The organism is Paenibacillus sp. FSL R7-0128 (genome assembly GCF_038002245.1).
Lineage (GTDB): Bacteria > Bacillota > Bacilli > Paenibacillales > Paenibacillaceae > Paenibacillus_AQ > Paenibacillus_AQ silagei.
Window position 1 is genome coordinate 5,857,246 of record NZ_JBBOCD010000001.1, and the last position, 21,091, is coordinate 5,878,336.

A 21,091-nucleotide genomic window follows, 5' to 3' on the forward strand; every position below is an offset into this window, starting at 1 on the left:
ATACATTCGGGCCATGCGCCTGCGCACCACCACAATGTATGCTGTTTTTGGCATACATTCGGGCCATGCGCCTGCGCACCGGCACAATGTATGCTGTTTTTGGCATACATTCGGGCCAATCAAAGACAAAGACAAGTCCCAGGAAGGGGCTTGTTTGTTTATAGCTGTTTGTTACACCAAACCCGGCAACCAGAGGTGGTAGACTTTTGTAAGGACAATCGTTCTTCACACACTATACAATGACAGGAGAATCACCCTATGAACATCAGAACCACAACCGAAGCCGATTATGATTATCTCGCAAGCCGTGACCGCCATATCCTGAACTCACTTCTTCTCTCTAAAATAAACCAGCAGGAAATTTACATTCTGAGCGAGGGTAGCCTGGACATTGGCTGGCTGCGGTACGGGTATTTCTGGGACCAGATCCCCTTCATGAATCTGCTGTGGATTGATGAGCCTTATCGCGGCGCAGGCTTCGGCAGACAGGCGGTGCAGCACTGGGAGCAAGCGATGCAGGCCATGGGCCATAAGCAGGTTATGACCTCCTCGATGGCGAGTGAAGAGGCACAGCATTTCTACCGGAAACTGGGCTACCGGGACTCAGGCTGCCTGCTGCCGGATAATGAGCCGCTAGAGATTTTCTTCACCAAAGCGCTGTAGCTGATACTAACTGCTCAAATGCTGGTTTTTCAGGCCGGCTCCAAGCTCCGCCGTGTACCTGGTCAGCCGCAGGCTGATCTCGGTGCGCATCACATCGCGGGTAAGTCCGAAGCGTTCCTGATAGCCCCGGCAAAAGATTTTGTAATACACCAGGAACTCCTCCTGCTCATCGGCCAGCACCCGGATATTATGCTGCTTCAGCTCCTTCTGGAGCTGGTAGGTATCCTGCATAATACGCTGCTGAATCGCCTGGCCGGCGAGCATGAAAGCCCGCTTAAGAATACTATTGGACAGCTCAAGCTCCTTCAGACTTTTGCTGACCATCGTATCGAGGTAAGGAAGCAGAATGAGGTCACGCACCATTGTCCGCTCCTCTACCGTAATCATTTTCCTGCCCTCTGTCCCCTGCTTCTGCTCATACTGCTGGACATGCTCTGTCATTAACATTTTGGATTTCCACCGCTCGTTTCCGTCTAGCTTGCTCATTTATAGTGCCCCCCAATCTGCTGCGCCCGTTCCAGAGCAACCCCAGACTCCAGCAAAGAAGACGCGCGGATCAGCGCCCCGCTTCCGTACCGGTTCTTGATCTGATCAATAGCCCGTTCTCTGCTACTGCTTCGTATCCGGTCATCGAACAAGGTCAGCTGCATCACGCTGTCATCCGTGAGCTGGGATATAGAGATAGCCAACCGGCTAATCGGCAAGCCGCTCCAATGATCTACGAATAGACGGTAGGCAGCCGCTGCCACCTCATGGGTTAACGACGAAGGCTCCGGCAGTGTCGTCTGCCGGCTGTAGGCATTCGAGGTGTTGCCGTCTGTCTCCACTACCGCAACGGACACCACAGCTCCCATGTATCGGTACTTCCGCGCCCGCCGGCAGACCTCAATCACCAGCTCCAGCAGCACCACCTCAATCTCTGGCAGCCGGGTATACAGATTCCAGCGCAGCGCCTTCCCGTGGCCGACGGACTTCATCTCATGGCGTATCCCGGTCACCACCGGGCTGGGATCGATGCCGCGTGCGGTCTGCCAATAATATTCCGCTTGAATATCGCTCTGCTTACCCAGCGTGGTGCGCATTCTCCGCTTCAGCTCACCCAGCTCCATCCGGGCAATGTCTCCAATGGTCGAAATACCCATGCGGTAGAAATTCTTGGTCATCCGGCCCGCCACCATGAACATTTCATGCACTGGGCGCGGCCATAGCTCTGTGTCCAGATTATCGTAATCCAGCCGGAAGGTTCCGCCTGCCTTCTTCTTGGCGAAATTATTGGCCATTTTAGCGAGTATTTTGGACGGGCCGATGCCCACCCGGGTCCACACTCCGGTAGATAACAGAACATGCTGCTGGATCGAGTGAATCAGCTCCGGCAAATCCCCTCCGAACACGCGCAGAGAACCGGTCACATCCAGGAACTGCTCATCAATGCTGAACGCCTCCACCAGATCGGTATACCCCTGGTAGATCTCTGAGATCAGCAGCGAGACCTGAATATACGTCCCCATCCGCGGCCGGATGACCACGAGATCCCGGCATTTCGTCAGGGCTTCGCCCACGCGTGATGCGGTAGTTACGCCATAGGATTTCGCAAGCGGGCAGGCGGCCAGCACAATCCCGTTCATCCGCGACGGATCACCCACAGCGACAGGCTGATCCGCATATTCGGGATGGGCCGCCTTCTCGACGCTGGCATAGAAGGACTGGCAGTCCGAGAGCAGAATAATCCGGTCCTTAGGCATACCTCCGCCCCCGTACCGGATGCCACGACAGAATATTGGCGGTCAGGAATACACGGGGCCGGCCGGTACTCAGACAGGTGGCACGTATGCGGCCGTCACGAATGCCGCGCACTTCAATTTTCCGCTGCGTAATCTGGCCCGCTTTGTCCAGGTATATGATTTCTATGGTTTGGCCGATGCTCATCTTCATGACTAATCGCCTCCGGGCTCAAGTAAGAACATTTGTTTGTATTATAACCAGGATTAAGATTTTTAAGCAATGGTAAAATAGAACAAATGTTCCCGTTAAGATAGGGTATGCTGAGTCGGGGATAGTTAGAACCGGGAAGGAACATTTAGAGATAGAGAAAAGCTGGAACAAACAGGAATTCCACCGCATTCCCTAGCTGGAACTGAAACCCAAAAGGAGGTAATATTGAATAATGTCATACCCCTTCAAAGGAGAACGTCCATGCTTCTAAAAGCGAGTCTCCAATCGACTCTCATTTTCGTTTTTTTGTTAGCCCTGGCCGCCTGTAGCAAGGGGGATAATGTTTTAAAAGGGAAGGTACACACAGTAGATGTAGAGAATACAAGGATCTTGGTAATCGCTCAGTTGAAAGAAGAAGACTTGAATAAGAATTACAAGGAAGTTCTAGAAACTAATATGTATTCTCAAGCCATTTGGGTAAATAAAGTTTCACCTTCTAAATATAAAAAGGGTGAAGAAATTGAAGTGTTCTATCAAACAAGTGATGATTCCTTTCCGGCACAAGTTACCGCCAGCAAAATTGTAAAATCAAAAATAGAGCAATGTAGCCTGCAAGCCAAGCAAGGGCCCCGAGCTACTTCGGTTCCTTACGGACCAGAGAGCCGTTAATTTGAAGAAACAGGAACTTCTTGCGGAGTAACGGACCGAGTGGACCTTATTGTCTCTCTAAAGAACGTTTAGGAGCGGAATATTCGTTAATAAGGGCCGTGGTGTCCGCAACTTGCCCAAGTTGTGACTCTCCTTCGAAATAAGCGCGTCTCAGTCCGTAACGCCGAGCCGACCGTCCCATTAAGACCGAACCCCGTCGGAGTATGAGCATTGTGTGTGGATAGAGGAAGCTCGATTACTGAGGGGCTGGACTGCAACTGTCCGCCTTGCTTGGGCTAACGAAGATAGCTTATACTTCCTTTGTCCTCTGCAAGGGACATAAACTACCGGTAAAGAGAGGTTAACCATCATGCTTCAAGGCAAAAAGAGGACGGCCGTTTGGACCGGTTTGGTTCTGTACACGGGTCTCACTCTGTTTTTCTTATTTGTCGGCTTCAACCGCTCATCGGCTCTACCGGAGACGGGTTTGCGGTATCACCTGTCTTTTGACGGGATTCCGTTGATATTTCCGGGCTATGGTTATTCGGAGCTTTGGGTCTTCAGCCTGGGTAACTATCTGGCCTTCGTACCGTTCGGGCTATTCATTCCGACACTGGTCCGCTCCCGGTTCCTGCCGTTCCTCTTGGTCTTCATAGCAGCCATCACCGGGGTAGAGCTGATTCAGATGGTGACCCATTTGGGTGCGTTCGACATTAACGACATCGTCGTTAATACGCTCGGTGCAGCTGTCGGCTACGGCGCCCAGCGGCTGATCCGCCGCGACCGGTGGGCGCCAATAGGTATGCTCAAGCTCCTGTCCTCAGGCGCGGTCTTGACACTACTCGTCTACTCCGCCGTGAGCGGTATCAATTATTATCTGGAGCATGGCCGCGGGGAGATCAGGGCGCTGGATCAGCTCCCTGTTGAACGTGGTAAAATACAGTGGGAACAAAGGCTCAACAGCTTCACTATGGCCCAAGAACAGATCGAACCAGCTATCAATCTGTACAGCCCTGATCATCCGGGACTCCACGAGTTCTCAATACGCCTGGATGGACAGTATAAGGAGTTAGCCGGGAATTTCGGCGTCCCTGACGATGCTATACCTGCTAAGGGCAGCGGCACCAGCAGCGTCACGATCAGCGCCGACGGAGAAGAGCTTTACTCCCTGGATGTGAATATCGCACCGGGCGAGAATCAGCCGCTGTCTTTTCAGGTGCCGCTTGAAGGCAAACAGGAGCTGACCCTTACAGTCAAAACTGATGCTGCCGACCCTCGAACCCATGCGGTATTGTGGGACCTTACGCTCGTAGAGGCCAATGCCGGACAAAAGCTGGCAGCGCGGCTTCAGCGGCTGCTGGGCGGGGGATAAAATAAATAGGCCCGCTAGCCAGATAGCTCCTGCAGATAGAAACTTATGCGTGCCCCTTCCAAGCCGTGGATGGCCCGAGGGGTCTTTTTCGCATTTGTGAATGAGATTATTTAAGCGCTTCGTTAAACGCACTTTCGATTTGCTCCGCATTCTTGGAGACCGTAAACAAAATATATGGGCCTTTGACCTTTAATATATGCTTTTCGACGAGGTAAAATTGCTCAGGACGGTAGTCCTTCAGCTTGACCTTTTGAGCCTCAATTCTTTTCATGATTTTCTCCTTAACGCTTTCCGCCTGATTCTCTTGCTTCACCCTGATCACGGCCAGCTCATTTGCTTCGACGTTCGATTCTGCCGTATAGAGCACAAAATCCTGAACTTCCTCTGCATTAAGATGATAGAGCTTCTTAAGCCTGTTCATATCCCCTTTTTCCATGGCTTCCATAGAAGCCGCTTGCTTGATACGCTCCTCAATGGTATGGACAGGAACATCCTTGGCGTCTTCCTTCTTACTGGAGCATCCGATCAGAATACCGCATAAGCTCATGCCGGCAGCCAGGACAACTAAGTATTTCATTCTCTTTCCCGGAAACATCGTTACTCAACCCCTTTATGGATTATTCCACAGAATCTGCTAATGATGTAATAGATGGATCTTCAACAAATGTGGTGATGTTATACAAAATCAGCATGTCGCGGATTTGCCGTTCTTCCGTAAGCTTCAGTAGATCCCCATCATAATAACGGAGGTCTACCACATCAATTTCGCTGAAATGCGATGTTAAAAAAGGGATCAGGCTGTTGGCATACGAATCTTTAACAATAAGCAGTCTTCTCCCTTCCGCACTGCCGGTTGTTATGTGAAGCAAGCCATGATTCCCGTTGAAAAAAACAGTGTATTTATCCTTCTTGGTGAGGTTTTCCATAGCGTACATCGAATCCGCACTTTGCTGTTCGTCAACGTACTCCACGGAAACGGTCTCCGGTACCTTTGGATAATACAGCTCAATAGCATCCGGCCGTATGTGCCTGAATCCGCTTTTCGAATACAAAGATCCATAGAACTGACTAGTGACTTGACGGATGTTGAAATCATCTTCGTTCCTGGGTGTAAAACCCATGAGCGCGCCCAGCTCCCGATAGGCAAGGAAAGCGCCTTGGGTCGTCCAGTGATGGTCTGTTCTATAATAGACCGGTTGCTCCTTGTTCGCCTCCAGCGCGGGGGAAACATCGACACACTGAATGTCCTCGAGATCAGAATCCTTGATCTTGTCCCAATAGCCCCTCTCATCCCCACCGGAAGCATAAGGCGGCAATTTATCCTCAAGTATGGAAGCTGCCGTCGGCACCAGCATCATATATTTGCGCAGACCAGGCGTAGCCTGATCAAAGGCTTGAATGGCTTTCACCTTGTCTTCCAAATCCCCTTTTTCGGGAGGAGTAAATTTTTGAATCAGGTACCCGTCCTTGCCGATGTAAACCCCGTTGCTCTCTTTCCTTCCCAATCCCCGGTCTGCGTCAGATTTCAGTCCAATCCAAAAGTCCCTCTCCATAAACTGATCCGATAGATACGCTTCAAATTCGGAAGTAAACTTGCCTGATTCTAAGGCTTGAAGCGAGAATGCCGGGAGCTGCTGCAGCATCCGGTTCTCTGATTCGGAAAATACCTTTCCCGGGGTCAGAATATTGACAACCAATACCGCCCCGGTAAACATAAGTAGTACAATGGCGAGTGCGCGGTAATAGACTTGGTCGTATTTCTTCAATCAAATCACCTCGATCAAAAACGAAAGTATAAGAATGGATTGTACGTTGCATTGACCAGATAGGCTGTTGAGGCCACGATGAAGATGAAGTAGATGGCAAGTGCGGCAAGCGTGCCGGACCGGGCAAATCTGGTTCGGATGCAGGCCAATGCTTTGCCGGGTAACGGCGTGGCACAAACCGTGAGGATCAGCAGCAGCAGGGCATTTCCCGACAGATCGTAGAGCGCCCGGTTGTCCGCGAATTCATGTGTTCCGGCGCCAAACATCGTTCCGATGAAGGTCAGGGCTGCCGGCAAATGTTCAAATTCAAAAATTACCCAGCCGATGATCACAATCATCAGGGTGTAGACATGGCTTACCAAGACAGGCAAGCGCTGAAGCTGTTTCAAGAGAATTAGCTTTTCAAGTGTGACAAAGAGACCGAAATATAAGCCCCAAATGATAAAATTCCAGCTCGCTCCATGCCACAATCCGGTTATAAACCATACCCCCGCCAAGTTTCGCAGCTGTTTCAGCTTGCCCGCCCGGTTCCCGCCGAGGGGGATGTAGATATACTCACGGAACCAGGAACCAAGCGAAATATGCCACCTCCGCCAAAATTCCGTAATACTCTTGGAAATATAAGGATAGTTGAAATTCTCCATAAATTCGAACCCGATCATCTTACCTAAACCGCGTGCCATATCCGAATATCCGCTGAAATCGAAATAGATTTGGAAGGTGAAGGCGATGATGCCGAGCCATGCGGACAGAACCGACAGCTCCGCCGCAGGCACCGCTTTACTGCTTGCCCACAGCGAACCGATGTTGTTGGCCAGCAGTACTTTTTTGGCAAGTCCTCTGATGAACAATTCCGCCCCTTCGCCAAAACGCTCCAACGTCACTGTGCGCTTAGCGAGCTGTCCCGCGATATCTTCATATTTAACAATCGGTCCCGCCACAAGCTGCGGAAACATCGTTACGTAGGCGCCGAAGGCGATCAGATTCTTCTGAACAGGCACCTTCCTGCGGTAAACATCAATGATGTAAGACATCGTCTGGAACGTGTAGAACGATATGCCCACCGGAAGCGGAAGATCTGCTGCCTGCAAATGCAGGTTAAAGAGCGAATTGATATTATCGAACACGAAGCCCGCGTATTTAAAGAAGCCAAGAATCCCCAGGCTGCCCATCATGGACAGGATCAACACTCCGCGTGCAATCACTTTACGATGCCTGTATCTATCGATCAGGACCCCGTTCACATAGTCGAATACCGTCGAGAAGATCATCAGGAAAATGTAGACGGGCTCTCCCCATGCATAGAAGACCAGGCTTGCGGCGAGCAGAACAGCATTTCTAATCCTCATAGGCGAGATATAGTAGATCAGCAGGGTGAACGGCAGAAAGAGGAATACAAATATAAGGCTGCTAAAAACCAATCCCCGTCACCTCCAGACCTTCACTTGTCTGCATGTTATTTCACCCGGTCCTTCAGCAAATCGAGCATCCGTGTATAAAATTCCGGTTTAAAATGAATGCCGTCCGAGCTATACAAATGTTGGCCGTCATCAAAGATCGAAGATAAATCTGCAAATCCAACCTGCTGCTTGTCCGCCAGCTCTTGTAAGCCTTGGTTGTAATCGCTGATATTTTTGTAACGTGGCTCCACTTGTTCAGCCTCTGGCGTGACCGGAGTGACCGGCAAAACCGTTATGGATGCCTCCGGAAGCTTCTCCCTGATACTGTCGATCAATTCGGCGTAAAACTTCAGCGAATACTGCTTGGGGTTATCGGTAATTTGGGGCGGCAACAGGATATCATCGGACCCCAGCATGATAAATACATATTGCGGCTTCCGCTCTGCCAGCTTGTCCACATCTCCACTCATCAGAGATAGCTCGGTAGTCTTTCCGGCACCTGCCACTACATTGAACTCGTCCAGAATGTCATGGTAAGATAGTGCCTCTGTAATCGAATCTCCCAGAAATACGCTGTTCTTAAATATCGTTTTATAGGAAGTCTGGTTTGACTTCTCCACCTGAGCTGTGTCATTGGCTTGCGGCTGAGACGTTACGGTTTGCGGAGCTTGCCCACTCCCGCAAGCTGCCAAGGTAAGCGCGGTACTGCCGATAACTAGCGGCAGGATAATTTTTTTAAACATGAACATCGACCTCTCTTTATTTAGAATTAGGTATAGATAGCAGTGCTCTTGCCCCTCTCTGATAGAAAGAATAACAGGGAGAGATGCAGAACAAGTGCAGAGCAAATCAACGCTGTATCAAAAAATCCAAAAAGAAAAAGCGCAGAACCAAGGTCTGCACTTTCTTCCGTATTGCTACGCTTTTTTATTCAATTGAAAATAAAACATCACTCCATCGGAGGTATTGTTCACGCCGTAAGGTACACCGTGCATCTCCAATATTTTCTTGGATATGGCAAGACCCAGCCCTGTCCCGCCGGTTGACCGGTGGCGGGAGGTTTCACCGCGGTAGAAACGGTCCCATACTTTCTCCAGCTGCTCATCAGGGATATGGGCGCCTTTATTTTCGATACAAATTAGAATGGTGTCCCTCTCTTCCGAAGCGGTTACGTATATGGATTCTCGCTCCGGCGTATACGAAATCGCATTAGTCAGGAAATTGACGATGACCTGCTCTATACGACGCTCGTTCCCCTCGACTTGGGCAGGGATAAGCGAAGTGTGGAGAAGCAGCTGCTTGGCCGCAAAATCAGGCGCTAATTTAGTGCATACCCGCTTGATGACAACATCGATAGAGAACGAGCCGGTGTCCATTTTATACGTACCCGATTCATATTTGGCCAACTCCAGCATATCGTCAATCAGCACATTCATCCGGCCGACCTCGTCTTCCATTGCCGCAAAATAATGCTCCCGCTTATGGCTGGCAACCCCGTCATTCAAAATGGCAAGGCAGCTCTGAATAACGCTTAACGGAGTCTTCAGCTCATGCGATACACCGGCTATAAATTCTTTTCGCGTATGCTCCAGTTGCTTTTCTTTCTCAATATCCTGTTCCAACTGGAGAATATGGGCGTGCAGGCGCTCGGAAAGCTCGTTAATGTTGCCCGACAAGTCTCCGATTTCATCCTTCGTGGTGACGGGAATTTTCTCCGAAAAATCGAGGTTTGCCATTTGCCGGGTGGTACGGCTGATACGCAGCAACGGGCGGGCAATCTGACGGGAGTAGTAAAACGATGTCAGCAGTACAAGCAGCAAGGCCGCAATAATGATATACACATAGTAGTCGTTGATGATCCCAGCGGCTTCATTAACCGGCTGCAGCGATGTCATCGCGAACAGGTATGCCGGATTTCCGTCGCGGTCCCGGGTGCGGTCCACGAAAATTTTGTAGTTCACATGATTTTCTTCAACATCTATGACCTGTTTTGCGTTCGCTGTATCCTTAAAGTCACCGTACAAAAGATCCGCCTGGAAAGCTTTGATACGGTCCAGAAACAAGTGATTGGTGTAACGCGAGACCCCAGCCCCTTCCGGCACCCGGACTTTCGTAATCGTTCCTGTGGCCAGAAAGGTGGAATATTGCTCACGATATTGGACCGCACCTAATCGGCCCAGTACCTCGTACTCTTTGCTCACCATCTGATGATTCTCCAGCCGGCTCTCATCTCTCAGATTGGAACGGTTCCTTCCCATCCGCTGGATCATTGGCTGATTGTTGATGATTAAGCCTTCCATGGCGATCATTCCCCCTTCTTCAATCCAGGGAGTGAGGAACGTTTGATTGCTGCTGAAGTCCTCTACGTTAATAAAACTGTATAGCGGCACGGTTATCGTTGTATCAGCAAGCGCCGGTTCGTCCGAATGATCCAGCTTAATGTCCATGAAGAAATCATCTGCAAACTTTAAATTTCCGCGGGTGTCCAAAGCCGTGACCCAGATGTTATGCTTTTGAAAAAAGTCTTGCTCCAGCTTGGCCATCTCCTGCGTGTTCGAGCCATGATCCAGGTAGTCTTGTTCATAAGCCTGAAGTGCCGCGTTAACGTCTTTTATTTTCTGATGAACGTAGAACTGTTTGAAAAATACGGTCTGCAAGATGAAAATAACGGCGATCAGAAACAGGCACAATCCTGCTGTCAGCAGGAACAGTTTAAGCACAATCCCCTTTTTCATAGCTCTTCCTCGAATTTATATCCAGAACGCACAACCGTAACAATCTGCCTGGCATGCTCCCCCAGCTTGGAACGCAAATTGCGGATATGACTGTTAACCGTACGATCATCGCCTGCGAAATCATATCCCCAAATTCTCGTAATCAGCTGCTCTCTGCTGATAATAATCCCTTTGTTTTGCAGCAGATAGGCTAATATTTCGAATTCCGTATGCGTTAGATCGGAGCTTTTGCCGTCAACCGAAACGGTCCGGGATGGAAAATGGATTGAAATGCCTCCGCCGGACAACGTGTCGCTTTCATGCCCGCCGGTATGTCTGCTCTCGAGCAGCCGCTTGGCCCGGGCCAGCAGAATGAGCGGGCGGTACGGCTTCGTAACATAGTCGTCAGCGCCAAGCTCGAACCCCAGCAATGTATCGTCCTCATCCGAACGGGCCGTCAATATGATAATCGGCACATTCGACGTCTTGCGGATTCGCCTGCATACGGACCATCCATCCAATTCCGGCAACATGATGTCCAGCAAAATCAAGTCCACCTCATGCTCCTGAAATAACGAGACCGCCTGCTTCCCGTCAATGGCTTCAATCACGCGATATCCCTCTTCCAGCAGATAATCCTTCATGATTTCACGTAAAATATCTTCATCTTCCACAATCAATATTGTTTTTGACATATGATAACCTCACCCTTTTTTGTAGAACCAGGAACGCACAGCTCATAGAACTGCCAAGGTACACCGTTAAGTCTACCCTATGCAGATAAAGATCATATGCAGATGGATGGGAGATTAAGTGAATGCTATCATTCCGGTGGACAGGAAGATTGTTCGAAAAAGCTGTAAAAAAGACAAGTCCTCCCCAAGTTTCTTGGGAAGGACGGGTTGGGGGCATTGTTCAAATGGTGGATTGTAGCTCCAATTAATTCTGTGGCGGCTCTTTTTCATATTCAATTAATTCAGAAATATCTCCCAGGTCCAAGGCAACCATAATCTTATTTAAATTTTCCGGCGACCATGCTTTTGATTTATTATCAGCCATATCTGAGATGGTCGGATATCTTATTCCTGTCATCTTGGATAATTGATTTGCATTCAATCTCTTTTCATATAGTAGCTTGTCCAACTTGAGTTTCAACATATCCTCACCTCAAAGTATCTGTAGTACTACTACGAAGTCCTTCAGGCAGGTGATAACCATACTAGAACTCCATGTTTTGGAGAATGCTTCAGATACCATATTTCTGCTTGATTAGAATCCACTGGATTCCTTCTTCACGGGCCAGGCGACGCTGTTCAACCGCATTAGCATCCAGGACACCTACCGGATATTTTGGCAGCTTATCAAGCTTCTGAAGGTGTTCGAACCTGACAGCGGCAATCTCGTCCACCAGAGCGTCAAATTGGTCGCTCGGCTTTTCGCGCAGCGGGGTAAACTGCTCACCAATGGCTGCTCTATTCTCTTCCTTAGTTCGCAAGCTCATCACTCCTCCCCTTGCTGTTAGCGTCCTCAATGTATTGCCGGATAAGTACGAAAAAGCCAGATCAGATGACCAGCCTAATTTCTTTTCTTGATTTACATTAGTCAAACAAAAATCTATAATGTATATAAAAAGATGATGAAAATGAATACAAGGAGTGGGAAATGATGATGAAGCCATTTAAAGACCATCAGGAAATGAAAGAATGGGTCTCAGAGAATATTCTTTTCACCTCAGAAGCCATGGAGATTATGAACTGCTCACGGCAGAACCTTCACCATTTTGTTCAGAAGGGCCGGCTGCTGCCTATCAAAACGGCGGGCCGGGAACGTCTATTCCTTCGCACCGATGTGTTAGCATTACAAGAATCTGTCAGTTCCTACAATCGCAAAGCTAAAGCAGAAAAAAACGATGGTTAAACCGATTAATCCAAGGATCGTTCTTCTCTTCTTGATTATACCACGAAAGAATCAGTTCAAGCCTACCCTCCGATCAATGGACAGGACAAATCCAAATATATACTTTACAAACGTTAATTGAATTGGAATAATTAACATATAGCATATAAATCTAAGGCTTAAAGGAGCTGTCAACATGACCAAAAAAACGTATGAAAATATAGTCTATACTTCCTTCACCTTCAGCGTCATTGCTCTGCTGCTCACCGTAGTTACTTTAGTAAAGGTAGCCTGGTAATGTACACCTTCAACAGCAAAGAAGAACTGGCCGAATGGATCTCCCGTGAAGTCTGCGGTGTCTCGGAAGCGATGGAGATCCTGGAATCCTCCCGGCAAAATATTCACGGCTTCGTAAAGAACGGGAAGTTGAAGCCGGTGAAGGAGACAAGCCGCGAACGCTTATTCTTCCGCTCTGATCTGTTAGAGCGCAAGGAAGCGGCCAAGGCGTACCATACGAAGAAGGATAAGCCCGGTGAATAAGCTCAATCAGTTGTAATAGATAAAAGACCCTTCAAAGCCGGATGGCTTGAGGGGTCTTTCCGTTTTTAGATGTAGAACATATAATTATCCGCCTGGCTCTCTTCCTTGAAGTTGATCAGGTCGGACAAGGTGGTGGAGTCCAGCACATCGGCGATGCTGTCGCGGATGCGCAGCCAGAGGTCGCGCTTGGCCGGGTCGTCTTCTTCGGTGAAGTCTACCGGGGAGATCGGGCCTTCCAGGACGCGGATGATATCTCCGGCGGTAATGGTGTTGGTCTCGCGGGACAGAATATAACCGCCGTAAGCTCCGCGGATGCTCTTCACCAGGCCTGCATTGCGCAGCGGGGCGATGAGCTGCTCCAGGTAATGCTCGGAGAGTCCGTTTTTCTCGGCGATGCTCTTAAGTGATGTAGGCCCCTCGCCGAATTTCAGGGCAAGCTCCATCATAATGGTTAATCCGTAACGTCCTTTGGTTGAGATTTTCAAAGGGGCACCTCTTTCGGTTTAGTTGCATATCAATGTATTCCGATGTCTGCTCTCAGCTTATGTTATCATATCTATGGACACATTTGAAACAGCAAACGGCAATAATTCACGATTTTGTTCTCCACTGGTGGACAAATTGTCAATTTCGGACCGTTTTTCGCTATATTTCATAGCAGTAGTGTCCTCGTTTGGGGTAGACAGGTATGTTATAATACACAATGAGCCGGGTGTTCAGTGAGAACGCCGGTATTTTGTGTACAGAAAATGGTGATCACGATGACAAAAGCTAATCAGGATATCCGGGTCGTCGTCGGGATGTCGGGCGGAGTGGATTCCTCTGTTACAGCGCTGCTGCTGAAGCAGCAGGGGTATGACGTCATCGGCATCTTCATGAAGAATTGGGATGATACCGACGAGTTCGGCGTATGTACGGCCGAGACCGATGCCGAGGATGTGCGCCGCGTCTGCGAGCAGATCGATATTCCTTACTATACCGTTAATTTCGAGAAGGAATACTTTGATAAAGTCTTTTCCTATTTCCTTGAAGAATATAAGGCTGGCCGGACCCCGAATCCGGATGTGATGTGCAACCGCGAGATCAAGTTCGGCGAATTCCTGAACAAAGCACTGCAGCTTGGCGCAGATTATGTCGCTACGGGGCATTACGCCCGGGTCGTGGAAGAAGACGGCCTGTTCAAGCTGCTGCGCGGCGTGGACAACAACAAGGACCAGACGTATTTCCTAAATGCGCTGAACCAGTACCAGCTCTCGAAGGCCATGTTCCCGATCGGACATCTGCCGAAGCCGGAGGTGCGCCGGATTGCCGAGGAAGCCGGACTCTATACCGCGAAGAAAAAAGACAGCACCGGCGTCTGCTTTATCGGAGAACGCAATTTCCGCGAATTCCTCAGCCAATACCTGCCTGCACAGTCAGGCAATATGGTCGATATCGCTACGGGCGAAGTGAAGGGCCGGCATGACGGCCTCATGTACTACACGCTGGGCCAGCGCCAGGGGCTTGGTATCGGCGGCTCGGGGACAGGCGAACCCTGGTTCGTGGCCGAGAAGGATCTGGCAAGCAATACCCTGTATGTGGTGCAAGGTGAGAAGCACATCAGCCTGTACTCGACCAGTCTTATAGCTTCAGGGGTGAACTGGATTGATCCGGACACTCTTGGTGATGAGCCGCTGAAATGTACGGCCAAGTTCCGCTACCGCCAGCCGGATCAGGGAGTTACGCTGACGAAGCAGGCCGATGGAACCGTCCATGTGGCCTTTGATGTTCAGCAAAAGGCGATTACGCCCGGACAAGCCGTGGTCTTCTATCTGGGCGAGACCTGTCTTGGCGGCGGAACCATCGAGACGGCCGACAAAGTCGCGCCGCTGGCGCAGGTCTGATTGCACCCCAGCCAGAGTTCCCCCTACTAAAGAAAAACTTTCTAACGGGTGAACAGTGCTGGTGCTGAGCCCATTGTGTTCGGTTTTCCGACTACATTTGGCCCATGCGCCTTCGCCTACCCCATTGTGTTCGGTTTTTCGACTACATGTTTCTTATTTCGCTTAAAAAAGAACCTTCAACACCACAGCGCGTGGAGTTGAAGGTTCTTCGTCATTGATGGGTCAGGACACGGAGTCACACCGGGGCTGACTCACAAGGCTTCAGCCCTATTGCGGCTGAACGCCCCAGACCAGTACACCGTTCAGATACAGCGGCACCCGGTTCCAGTCTGTGAAAGACGTTTTGGTTGCATCATAGGAGTAATCGTCAGCCTCATTGTAATTGCTCCAGTCGGTCTTGTTAACGCGCAGTTGAATCTCGCCGGTATTCGCACCCGGAGCAAGACTGCCCGCGCCCGCACTAAAGGAAATCTCCACATAGTGGTCCGCTCCTGTAACTGCAGGCTCAAGCTTCACGAAGCTGCCCAGCACATTGCTGCCGCCGAGAGCCGCATAATCGACATTGAACTGCTGTGCCCGCTCGCCGTCAATCGTGTAGTAATACCGTACCTTAACCTTGCTGAGGTCTACCGCTGTGGTCCCGTTATTGACAATCCGCAGCTGCGGACGGAACTGCGGGTCTGTGGCGTTCGTATCGGTTGTACGGTATTGAACAACCAGATTCCCTACGGCAGGCGTAGCGGTTGGTGCGACTGTTGGGGTAGGCGTTGGCACTGTTGTCGGCGTAGACGTTGGTGCGACTGTCGGTGTAGCCGTTGGCACTGTTGTCGGTGTAGCTGTCGGTGCGACTGTCGGTGTAGCGGTTGGCACTGTTGTCGGTGTAGCTGTCGGTGCGACTGTCGGTGTGGCTGTTGGCACTGTTGTCGGTGTTGCTGTCGGTGTAGCCGTTGGCGTGGTTGTAGGGGTAGCTGTTGGCATAGGGCCGCTGCCGTTATTAATCAGCCGGTCATACTCGGCATAGGCCGTAGCCATGTCCACCTGAGACCAGAAGCGGTGATAGGTGAACTCAGGTGCGCCACCCTCCCAAGTCTTGGTGGTTTTGTTGTAGGAGGTATTGTATTTGTCTTCAAGATAACTCCACTTGGGATCATTTTTGATATCCGGGAGAACATCGGTGTAGCTGGCATACACTCCATTTCCACCCTTGGCCGGATCAGAAGGTACGGTAGCGTTGCCCGGTATGGTATTTCCTTGGCCGAAGGTACCTGTCCAGCCCGCTGGGAAGTATACCTCTTTGGTGAAGAAACGGAAATAATCCGCACGCTTCTCAAGTGTCGTAATGCCCAGACCGTCATTGTAGCCCCACGCGGTATCCAGCAGAGACTTGGCCAGTTGTGAAGCTGTTCCGCCAAGCGCGGTGTAGCTGCCGTGCTCCGCCTTAGTGCCTGCAGCGAAGAAGGTGAGCGCTTTGACATAGCTGCCCAGCACTCCGGCATCCTGTCCCGGATCTTTGGTTACAGCTTTCAGGCCGCTGTTGCCGTTGAACGAGCTGAAGCTGCTCCAGGTATTCGGCTGGCCGGACCACTCCACATTGCCTGGAAGCCAGAACTCGCCAGGTGCGGGAACAGTGGCAACCTGCGCATTGGTTCCGCCCAGAATCCGGTTGCCCTGCTGATCCAGATAATAGCCCGCAGCATCCGATACCGGACGGCTGTCTGCAAAGACATAATCCTTGGACCAGTTAATCCAGTTCTCAATGACCCGTTTGGCCATTTTGAAATTGTCTGAGCTGGTATCCCCGCTGGAAGCCAGGATGTAGTACAGCTCAGCCATCCGCTCCATACTCCAGGACTGCATCCCGAACCAGTTGTTGGACGGCGGGTCATGATACACAGGGGCCTCTTCGTAGGCCATGCCGTAGAAGGTGCTTTTGCCGGCTGGATAAGCGCTATACGAGCCGCCGTAGCTGTTGGTAGCCCCGCCCGCAATCGCCCCTTCGGCGGATTGCAGCCAGTTGTAGAATTCAAGCTGGCGGGTCAGCGATTTACCCCAATCCGTTCCAGCTGTTGCCGATGACGGAATCAGCCCTCCAGCTGCGGTGGACAGCGCATAGGCTGCAACCACATTCTGATACCCCTGGTGCGCATGGCTGGCGCCAATTCTCCAGGCCCAGTCCCCGCCGGTTCCGAGACCACCGCCCCAGGCCGTATACCAGGCCAGCAGGTATTGGCTGGAATCCTTACCGGTTCCCGGCTGCGGCGAACCGTTAGCAGCACTGCCGATCTTTTGGAAATACTTGTCGTACATGCCGTAACGCAGGAAATCGCCCATTTTTTTGGCTTTGTTCAGATAGACCATATTGGTATAGCCAAGATCCTTAGCCCAATACATGGCTTGCACAGCGCGTGCATCGGCATCCGTAGCGTTAGTGTAACGCCATTGTGCTGAAGGTACGCTATTTTCCTTGGTGAACAAGCTCATAAAGCCTTCATTGGCTTTACCGAACGTTTTGTTATCCTGTGAGGGGTGGCCTACTGCTTCCCAGACCGATTCCTGCACTCCGCGCTGGAAGGTGTTCACATAACTGGCGGTATGGGTAGGGTTCAGCAGGTTGCCGAAGCCATACCAGTTGTCCACATCCACCAGCCAGTGCATCAGATAAGTCTGGTTATTGCCATAGGTGGACTTCAGCTCTGCATCGAGCGGGTCCTTCCCCGGGGTATACTTGCCGTTCAGTGCGCTTGGATACTGATCCGGCTGAGGGAGCTCTGAGGCGTAGGTGGCCGGGCTGTTCGGGTTGTAGCTGCTCATGGTCGGCTGCTCCTGCACGCCGTCGCCTTCATTAATCGGAATAATGTATTTCTCCATGTTGTCCCAGGCTGATTCGAGCTTGCTCCAGTCCCCGGTGTTATGGCCGTACAGCACTTCAAGCCACATCCAGTAGCTATAGGCCTCGGAGGTAGTCATATGCCCATAGTTGGGCGCCTCGCTGAGCAGGGTCTCTACCGCATGATACGGGATACCTTCAGCCGAGAAATACCCGCTGGCCGGGTCCTTCAGCTGGTCATACAATTGCAGAAATCTGGTCTTCTCCACCGATTCCGCCTTGGCGGTTCCCGGATGGAAATTGATGATCCCGCTGGTGAGAGACAAGGTGAGGACAGCACTCAGCGCGATAGAAAGCGGTTTCTTAAATGAACTTAGCTTCATCATTTCGGCATACTTCCTCTCTGGTATGGTTTAGGGTGCGAGGCCCCAGACAAGTGTTCCTGCACGGTACAGCGTGACTTTATCCCAATTCGCGAAGCTTGCTTGGCTTCCTCCATACGAATAGTCATTGCTCTCATTGTAATTGGTCCAATCCGACTTGTTGAAGCGCACCTGAATCTCCCCGCTGTCTGCTCCCGGAGCCAAACTTCCTGCCCCTGCGGCAAAAGAAATCTCCAAATACGAATCAGCCAGTGCCACAGGCGTACTCAGCTTCCCAAAGGTTCCGCTCACATTGCCGCTGCCGACTTGGGCGTAATCACAGTGGAATTCCTGCGGCTTGTCACCGTCCACGGTGTAATAATAGCGCAGCTTCAGGCCGCTGAGCGGAATGGCCTCGGTTCCCGTATTGACAATCCGGAACTGGCTGCGGATCTGGGAATCCCCGGGACTTGTGTCATTGGTGCGGTACTGCACACGCAGAGCGCCGGCAGGCACAGTAATCTCGCGCGGCTTGGCAGTCACCTGGGCAGACGCTGTACTCTCGCCTACACTGTTCGTTGCAGTCACCACATAATAATAGTCCACACCATTGGTCAGCCCGCTGTCATTGTAGACCGCTGCGGTTGCCGTACCCACTGTAGTGTACGGTCCGCCGCTCACCAGAGAGCGCTTGACCGTATACTTGGTTGCACCGCTGACTGCGTTCCAGCTCAAGGCTACGCTGGCATTGCCGGGTACGGCCTGAAGGCCGGACGGACGGGTCGGAACCTGCGGTTCACCCGGTGTTCCGCCGCCGGAAGGCAGCTCGCCGTACACTTTTACACCTGCATCGTATACCGGGATATACGGGTTCTTCGTTGCCGCTGAAGCATTCGCAGCCACTCCCTTGAAGGAGAAGTCATTGCTGTTGTCCCAGAAGGTAGTATTCAGCGGTCCGGCAATCCGGAACTGTACTTCCTTGCGGTAAGCAGACTGTCCTCCCGGATAGATCGGGGTGCCGGAGAAATCTACTTTGGTATAGTAGATATGGTTCGCTTCATCGTAAGGCAGCAGCTGCGAGACGGTGGCTCCCTGGTTATAGCCGCCTGCCTTGACGGTGATATCGCCGGGGCCATATCCTGCGGCAACAGCCTCACTGATGTCCAGATAGTAGTTGAAGGACAGCTGGCTGCTGGAGCGGGCAGGCCATGCCGAACGGTTATTGAGAACCGCGCGGATCTCCACAAAATTGCTGCCGCTGGCATTCACAGAAGTCTCCGTGAACATCTCATCCTCACGCGTTTCGGCCGGCGGGAAGTTCGCAAGCGGGCTCTGCCCCTGCCCGTGGAGCATCATCATCCGGGCCAGAGAGCCGGTAAAGGCTGAATTGTAATCGGTTGCAACTTCATTAGACACATAATCGCTGATCGCATCGGTGTAAGCATCGGTCTTGGAGGGGCCGCCAACGAGCGCGCCGTAGAGCACATGCCGGTGGTTGGCCGGAGTGGTCTGGCTGTCGCTCCAGGAGCCGTGTGAGGTGCGGTGGTGAGGATGCTCAGGTGCATTCGCGCCGAAGCCAATGACATAGCTGCTGCTCCGCGGATTATCGCCCAGCATATAGTTAATCTGGCGTTCAGCGAAGGCCTGGGCGGTATTTTTTTTCACCGGATCAGTAACCCAGTCTGCATAGACAAAAGCAAGAAAAGCATGGTTGGCTGCATACCGCAGCGCCCCCCATTGATCCAGATGGGCCAGCCCGCCTGGAGTATACGCTACCCGGTCAGAGGTGCCGTTCACCCCGGTCGTCCAGAACTGCATATTGCGTTCCGTGGACTGGATAAACTTCGGGTCCTCGGTGATGCGGGACAGCAGGAGCTGCGCACCATAATGCTTGTCATCCCAGGATTGGGTCCATTGGTAGCCCCAGTCACCAGCCTGGTTGGTGCCCCACAGATCACTGGCGGCAATCGCCTTATCGAGATAGGTCTGCTCACCGGTCGCCAGGTATAGCCAGATACCGCCCCAGCTTAACTCATCCGCGTAACTACTCCACGAATTGTAATACTGCTTGGCGTCAGTGATGGTATCGGAGTAAGCTCCCCGGTACGTATCGGCAAAATTGTATAATTGCTTGGCATGCAGCAGGAGCTTGTCCGCATAGGCGGCATCTGAATCCCTGAAAATAATGGAAGCCGAGGCAAGGGCGGCGGCAGTCTCACCAGCCAGGTCCGAGCCGGGATGTGCAGCATCAATCTTGTAAGCCGGGCGCGCCATAGGCATGACCTCCGCCGGTCCCCACCAGTTATGGTCCGCCGTGCCGTTACCCACCTGGCCCCACAGCTCATTCGGTGCAGTATGCGCTTTCACAAAATAGTCTGTGGCCCAGCGGATATTGTCCAGAATCTCATCCAGCTGCCCGGACTGCACGTAACCATCCTCGTATTCATAGACCGACCATGCCAGCATAGTCGCGGTGTACGCCATCGGAAAGCCGAATTTGACATGATCCCCTGCGTCATACCAGCCACCCGTCAGGTCATGGCCGACATCGGCACCATCCTGCAGCCCCGAGTCGCCTCTCCATTCCACGCGGTTGTCCGCCGGCAGCTCACCCGAACGCTGGGCCTCGTAGAAATAAATCGATTTCTGCAGTGCCTCTGCATAATTAAATCCGGCGGTTGCCGCTTCGGTGACAGACGGGCGGACAGCCGTCCCTGAACCAATGGTGAAGGCTAACATCAGGCTTAGTGAAGCGATACAGCCGGTCTTCCGTTTACTTTGACTCATCCTTACTCATCTCCCTTCGTTTTCTTGCTTGTTCAGTCCTTCAGGACTCAGGCACGCACAAATACCTCCCCAGTGTCCATAATTAGACATAGTATTTGAGCACGTTCCATTTACCACCTCCATATTACAAATTAAGGTAAAATACCCTTACCTACACATATACCACATACAGTAAATTAATTCTATATATTTACATTATGTTTTTCTGAGAATACCGGTTTTTTGTCAAAATATTTCCATTTTTATCATATTTACAGCGTCAAAAAGAGCAGCCTCCTCCAGTTATGGAGAATGACTGCTC

The 21,091-nt window shown here is 51.3% G+C and carries 20 protein-coding genes; 6 read left to right on the plus strand and 14 right to left on the minus strand.

Annotation, left to right across the window (positions count from 1 at the left end; all coding sequences use genetic code 11):
• Window positions 1-258: 258 nt before the first annotated feature.
• Entirely contained in the window at window positions 259-663 is a 405-nt protein-coding gene (locus NST26_RS24660) for a GNAT family N-acetyltransferase (protein WP_340979996.1), read from the plus strand.
• Window positions 664-669: 6 nt separating this feature from the next.
• On the opposite strand, the gene NST26_RS24665 is transcribed toward NST26_RS24660, so the two are convergent.
• Genes NST26_RS24665 through NST26_RS24675 form a run of 3 tightly spaced genes read right to left on the minus strand, consistent with a single transcriptional unit; the run spans window position 670 to window position 2,595 of the window.
• On the minus strand, window positions 670-1,149 hold the full coding sequence (locus NST26_RS24665) for a hypothetical protein (RefSeq protein ID WP_036732304.1): 480 nt from the start codon (window positions 1,147-1,149) through the stop codon (window positions 670-672).
• On the minus strand, window positions 1,146-2,405 hold the full coding sequence (locus NST26_RS24670; protein ID WP_036732306.1) for a DNA polymerase IV: 1,260 nt from the start codon (window positions 2,403-2,405) through the stop codon (window positions 1,146-1,148). The genes NST26_RS24665 and NST26_RS24670 overlap by 4 nt, the downstream gene beginning before the upstream one ends.
• On the minus strand, window positions 2,398-2,595 hold the full coding sequence (locus NST26_RS24675; RefSeq protein ID WP_340979998.1) for a hypothetical protein: 198 nt from the start codon (window positions 2,593-2,595) through the stop codon (window positions 2,398-2,400). The genes NST26_RS24670 and NST26_RS24675 overlap by 8 nt, the downstream gene beginning before the upstream one ends.
• A gap of 261 nt (window positions 2,596-2,856) precedes the next feature.
• Between NST26_RS24675 and NST26_RS24680 the strand changes: the two genes are divergently transcribed.
• Together NST26_RS24680 and NST26_RS24685 are read left to right on the plus strand one after the other, a co-directional pair.
• The gene (locus NST26_RS24680) at window positions 2,857-3,264 is read left to right on the plus strand and encodes a DUF3221 domain-containing protein (protein WP_340980000.1); all 408 of its coding nucleotides are present in this window, start codon (window positions 2,857-2,859) and stop codon (window positions 3,262-3,264) included.
• 349 nt (window positions 3,265-3,613) lie between these two features.
• Entirely contained in the window at window positions 3,614-4,615 is a 1,002-nt protein-coding gene (locus NST26_RS24685; RefSeq protein ID WP_340980001.1) for a VanZ family protein, read from the plus strand.
• Between the two features lie 106 nt (window positions 4,616-4,721).
• Here the strand turns inward: NST26_RS24685 and NST26_RS24690 are convergent, their stop codons facing one another.
• The 8 genes from NST26_RS24690 to NST26_RS24725 all read right to left on the minus strand — a co-directional run bounded on the left by NST26_RS24690 (window position 4,722) and on the right by NST26_RS24725 (window position 11,996).
• Complete coding sequence (locus tag NST26_RS24690) at window positions 4,722-5,210, minus strand: DUF4358 domain-containing protein (protein ID WP_340980003.1); 489 nt, start codon at window positions 5,208-5,210, stop codon at window positions 4,722-4,724.
• A gap of 22 nt (window positions 5,211-5,232) precedes the next feature.
• A complete protein-coding gene (locus NST26_RS24695) occupies window positions 5,233-6,381 on the minus strand; it encodes a DHHW family protein (RefSeq protein WP_340980005.1) in 1,149 nt (382 codons plus the stop codon).
• 14 nt (window positions 6,382-6,395) lie between these two features.
• Window positions 6,396-7,802: an MBOAT family O-acyltransferase gene (locus tag NST26_RS24700; protein ID WP_340980007.1), complete on the minus strand. Its 1,407-nt coding sequence runs from the start codon at window positions 7,800-7,802 to the stop codon at window positions 6,396-6,398.
• Between the two features lie 35 nt (window positions 7,803-7,837).
• Window positions 7,838-8,524, minus strand: a complete 687-nt coding sequence (locus NST26_RS24705) for a GDSL-type esterase/lipase family protein (RefSeq protein ID WP_340980008.1) — start codon at window positions 8,522-8,524, stop codon at window positions 7,838-7,840.
• 174 nt (window positions 8,525-8,698) lie between these two features.
• A complete protein-coding gene (locus tag NST26_RS24710; protein ID WP_340980009.1) occupies window positions 8,699-10,516 on the minus strand; it encodes a sensor histidine kinase in 1,818 nt (605 codons plus the stop codon).
• Complete coding sequence (locus NST26_RS24715) at window positions 10,513-11,190, minus strand: response regulator transcription factor (protein ID WP_340980010.1); 678 nt, start codon at window positions 11,188-11,190, stop codon at window positions 10,513-10,515. Before NST26_RS24715 ends, NST26_RS24710 begins: the two co-directional genes overlap by 4 nt.
• A gap of 244 nt (window positions 11,191-11,434) precedes the next feature.
• Window positions 11,435-11,653 (minus strand): helix-turn-helix domain-containing protein, encoded by a 219-nt coding sequence (locus NST26_RS24720; RefSeq protein ID WP_340980012.1) that lies wholly within the window; start codon window positions 11,651-11,653, stop codon window positions 11,435-11,437.
• 88 nt (window positions 11,654-11,741) lie between these two features.
• Entirely contained in the window at window positions 11,742-11,996 is a 255-nt protein-coding gene (locus tag NST26_RS24725) for a hypothetical protein (protein ID WP_340980014.1), read from the minus strand.
• Between the two features lie 161 nt (window positions 11,997-12,157).
• Between NST26_RS24725 and NST26_RS24730 the strand changes: the two genes are divergently transcribed.
• Window positions 12,158-12,412 (plus strand): helix-turn-helix domain-containing protein, encoded by a 255-nt coding sequence (locus NST26_RS24730; RefSeq protein WP_340980015.1) that lies wholly within the window; start codon window positions 12,158-12,160, stop codon window positions 12,410-12,412.
• A 276-nt stretch (window positions 12,413-12,688) separates the two neighbouring features.
• Window positions 12,689-12,931: a helix-turn-helix domain-containing protein gene (locus tag NST26_RS24735; protein ID WP_340980017.1), complete on the plus strand. Its 243-nt coding sequence runs from the start codon at window positions 12,689-12,691 to the stop codon at window positions 12,929-12,931.
• 65 nt (window positions 12,932-12,996) lie between these two features.
• On the opposite strand, the gene cymR is transcribed toward NST26_RS24735, so the two are convergent.
• Window positions 12,997-13,416 (minus strand): cysteine metabolism transcriptional regulator CymR, encoded by a 420-nt coding sequence (gene cymR, locus NST26_RS24740; protein WP_036732323.1) that lies wholly within the window; start codon window positions 13,414-13,416, stop codon window positions 12,997-12,999.
• Between the two features lie 276 nt (window positions 13,417-13,692).
• Here cymR and mnmA point away from each other — a divergent pair, with 276 nt between their 5' ends.
• Window positions 13,693-14,814: a tRNA 2-thiouridine(34) synthase MnmA gene (mnmA, locus tag NST26_RS24745; protein ID WP_036732325.1), complete on the plus strand. Its 1,122-nt coding sequence runs from the start codon at window positions 13,693-13,695 to the stop codon at window positions 14,812-14,814.
• A 267-nt stretch (window positions 14,815-15,081) separates the two neighbouring features.
• On the opposite strand, the gene NST26_RS24750 is transcribed toward mnmA, so the two are convergent.
• Window positions 15,082-18,024, minus strand: a complete 2,943-nt coding sequence (locus NST26_RS24750; RefSeq protein ID WP_340980868.1) for a glycoside hydrolase family 48 protein — start codon at window positions 18,022-18,024, stop codon at window positions 15,082-15,084.
• Window positions 18,025-18,054: 30 nt separating this feature from the next.
• Window positions 18,055-20,790: a glycoside hydrolase family 9 protein gene (locus tag NST26_RS24755; protein WP_340980018.1), complete on the minus strand. Its 2,736-nt coding sequence runs from the start codon at window positions 20,788-20,790 to the stop codon at window positions 18,055-18,057.
• Between the last annotated feature and the right edge of the window lie 301 nt (window positions 20,791-21,091).

Coding starts and splice junctions, on each gene's coding strand:
- NST26_RS24660 (WP_340979996.1), top strand. CDS start 259: ATGAACATCAGAACCACAACCGAAGCCGATTATGATTATCTCGCAAGC.
- NST26_RS24665 (WP_036732304.1), bottom strand. CDS start 1,149: ATGAGCAAGCTAGACGGAAACGAGCGGTGGAAATCCAAAATGTTAATG.
- NST26_RS24670 (WP_036732306.1), bottom strand. CDS start 2,405: ATGCCTAAGGACCGGATTATTCTGCTCTCGGACTGCCAGTCCTTCTAT.
- NST26_RS24675 (WP_340979998.1), bottom strand. CDS start 2,595: ATGAAGATGAGCATCGGCCAAACCATAGAAATCATATACCTGGACAAA.
- NST26_RS24680 (WP_340980000.1), top strand. CDS start 2,857: ATGCTTCTAAAAGCGAGTCTCCAATCGACTCTCATTTTCGTTTTTTTG.
- NST26_RS24685 (WP_340980001.1), top strand. CDS start 3,614: ATGCTTCAAGGCAAAAAGAGGACGGCCGTTTGGACCGGTTTGGTTCTG.
- NST26_RS24690 (WP_340980003.1), bottom strand. CDS start 5,210: ATGTTTCCGGGAAAGAGAATGAAATACTTAGTTGTCCTGGCTGCCGGC.
- NST26_RS24705 (WP_340980008.1), bottom strand. CDS start 8,524: ATGTTTAAAAAAATTATCCTGCCGCTAGTTATCGGCAGTACCGCGCTT.
- NST26_RS24710 (WP_340980009.1), bottom strand. CDS start 10,516: ATGAAAAAGGGGATTGTGCTTAAACTGTTCCTGCTGACAGCAGGATTG.
- NST26_RS24715 (WP_340980010.1), bottom strand. CDS start 11,190: ATGTCAAAAACAATATTGATTGTGGAAGATGAAGATATTTTACGTGAA.
- NST26_RS24720 (WP_340980012.1), bottom strand. CDS start 11,653: ATGTTGAAACTCAAGTTGGACAAGCTACTATATGAAAAGAGATTGAAT.
- NST26_RS24725 (WP_340980014.1), bottom strand. CDS start 11,996: ATGAGCTTGCGAACTAAGGAAGAGAATAGAGCAGCCATTGGTGAGCAG.
- NST26_RS24730 (WP_340980015.1), top strand. CDS start 12,158: ATGATGATGAAGCCATTTAAAGACCATCAGGAAATGAAAGAATGGGTC.
- NST26_RS24735 (WP_340980017.1), top strand. CDS start 12,689: ATGTACACCTTCAACAGCAAAGAAGAACTGGCCGAATGGATCTCCCGT.
- mnmA (WP_036732325.1), top strand. CDS start 13,693: ATGACAAAAGCTAATCAGGATATCCGGGTCGTCGTCGGGATGTCGGGC.
- NST26_RS24750 (WP_340980868.1), bottom strand. CDS start 18,024: ATGAAGCTAAGTTCATTTAAGAAACCGCTTTCTATCGCGCTGAGTGCT.
- NST26_RS24755 (WP_340980018.1), bottom strand. CDS start 20,790: ATGAGTCAAAGTAAACGGAAGACCGGCTGTATCGCTTCACTAAGCCTG.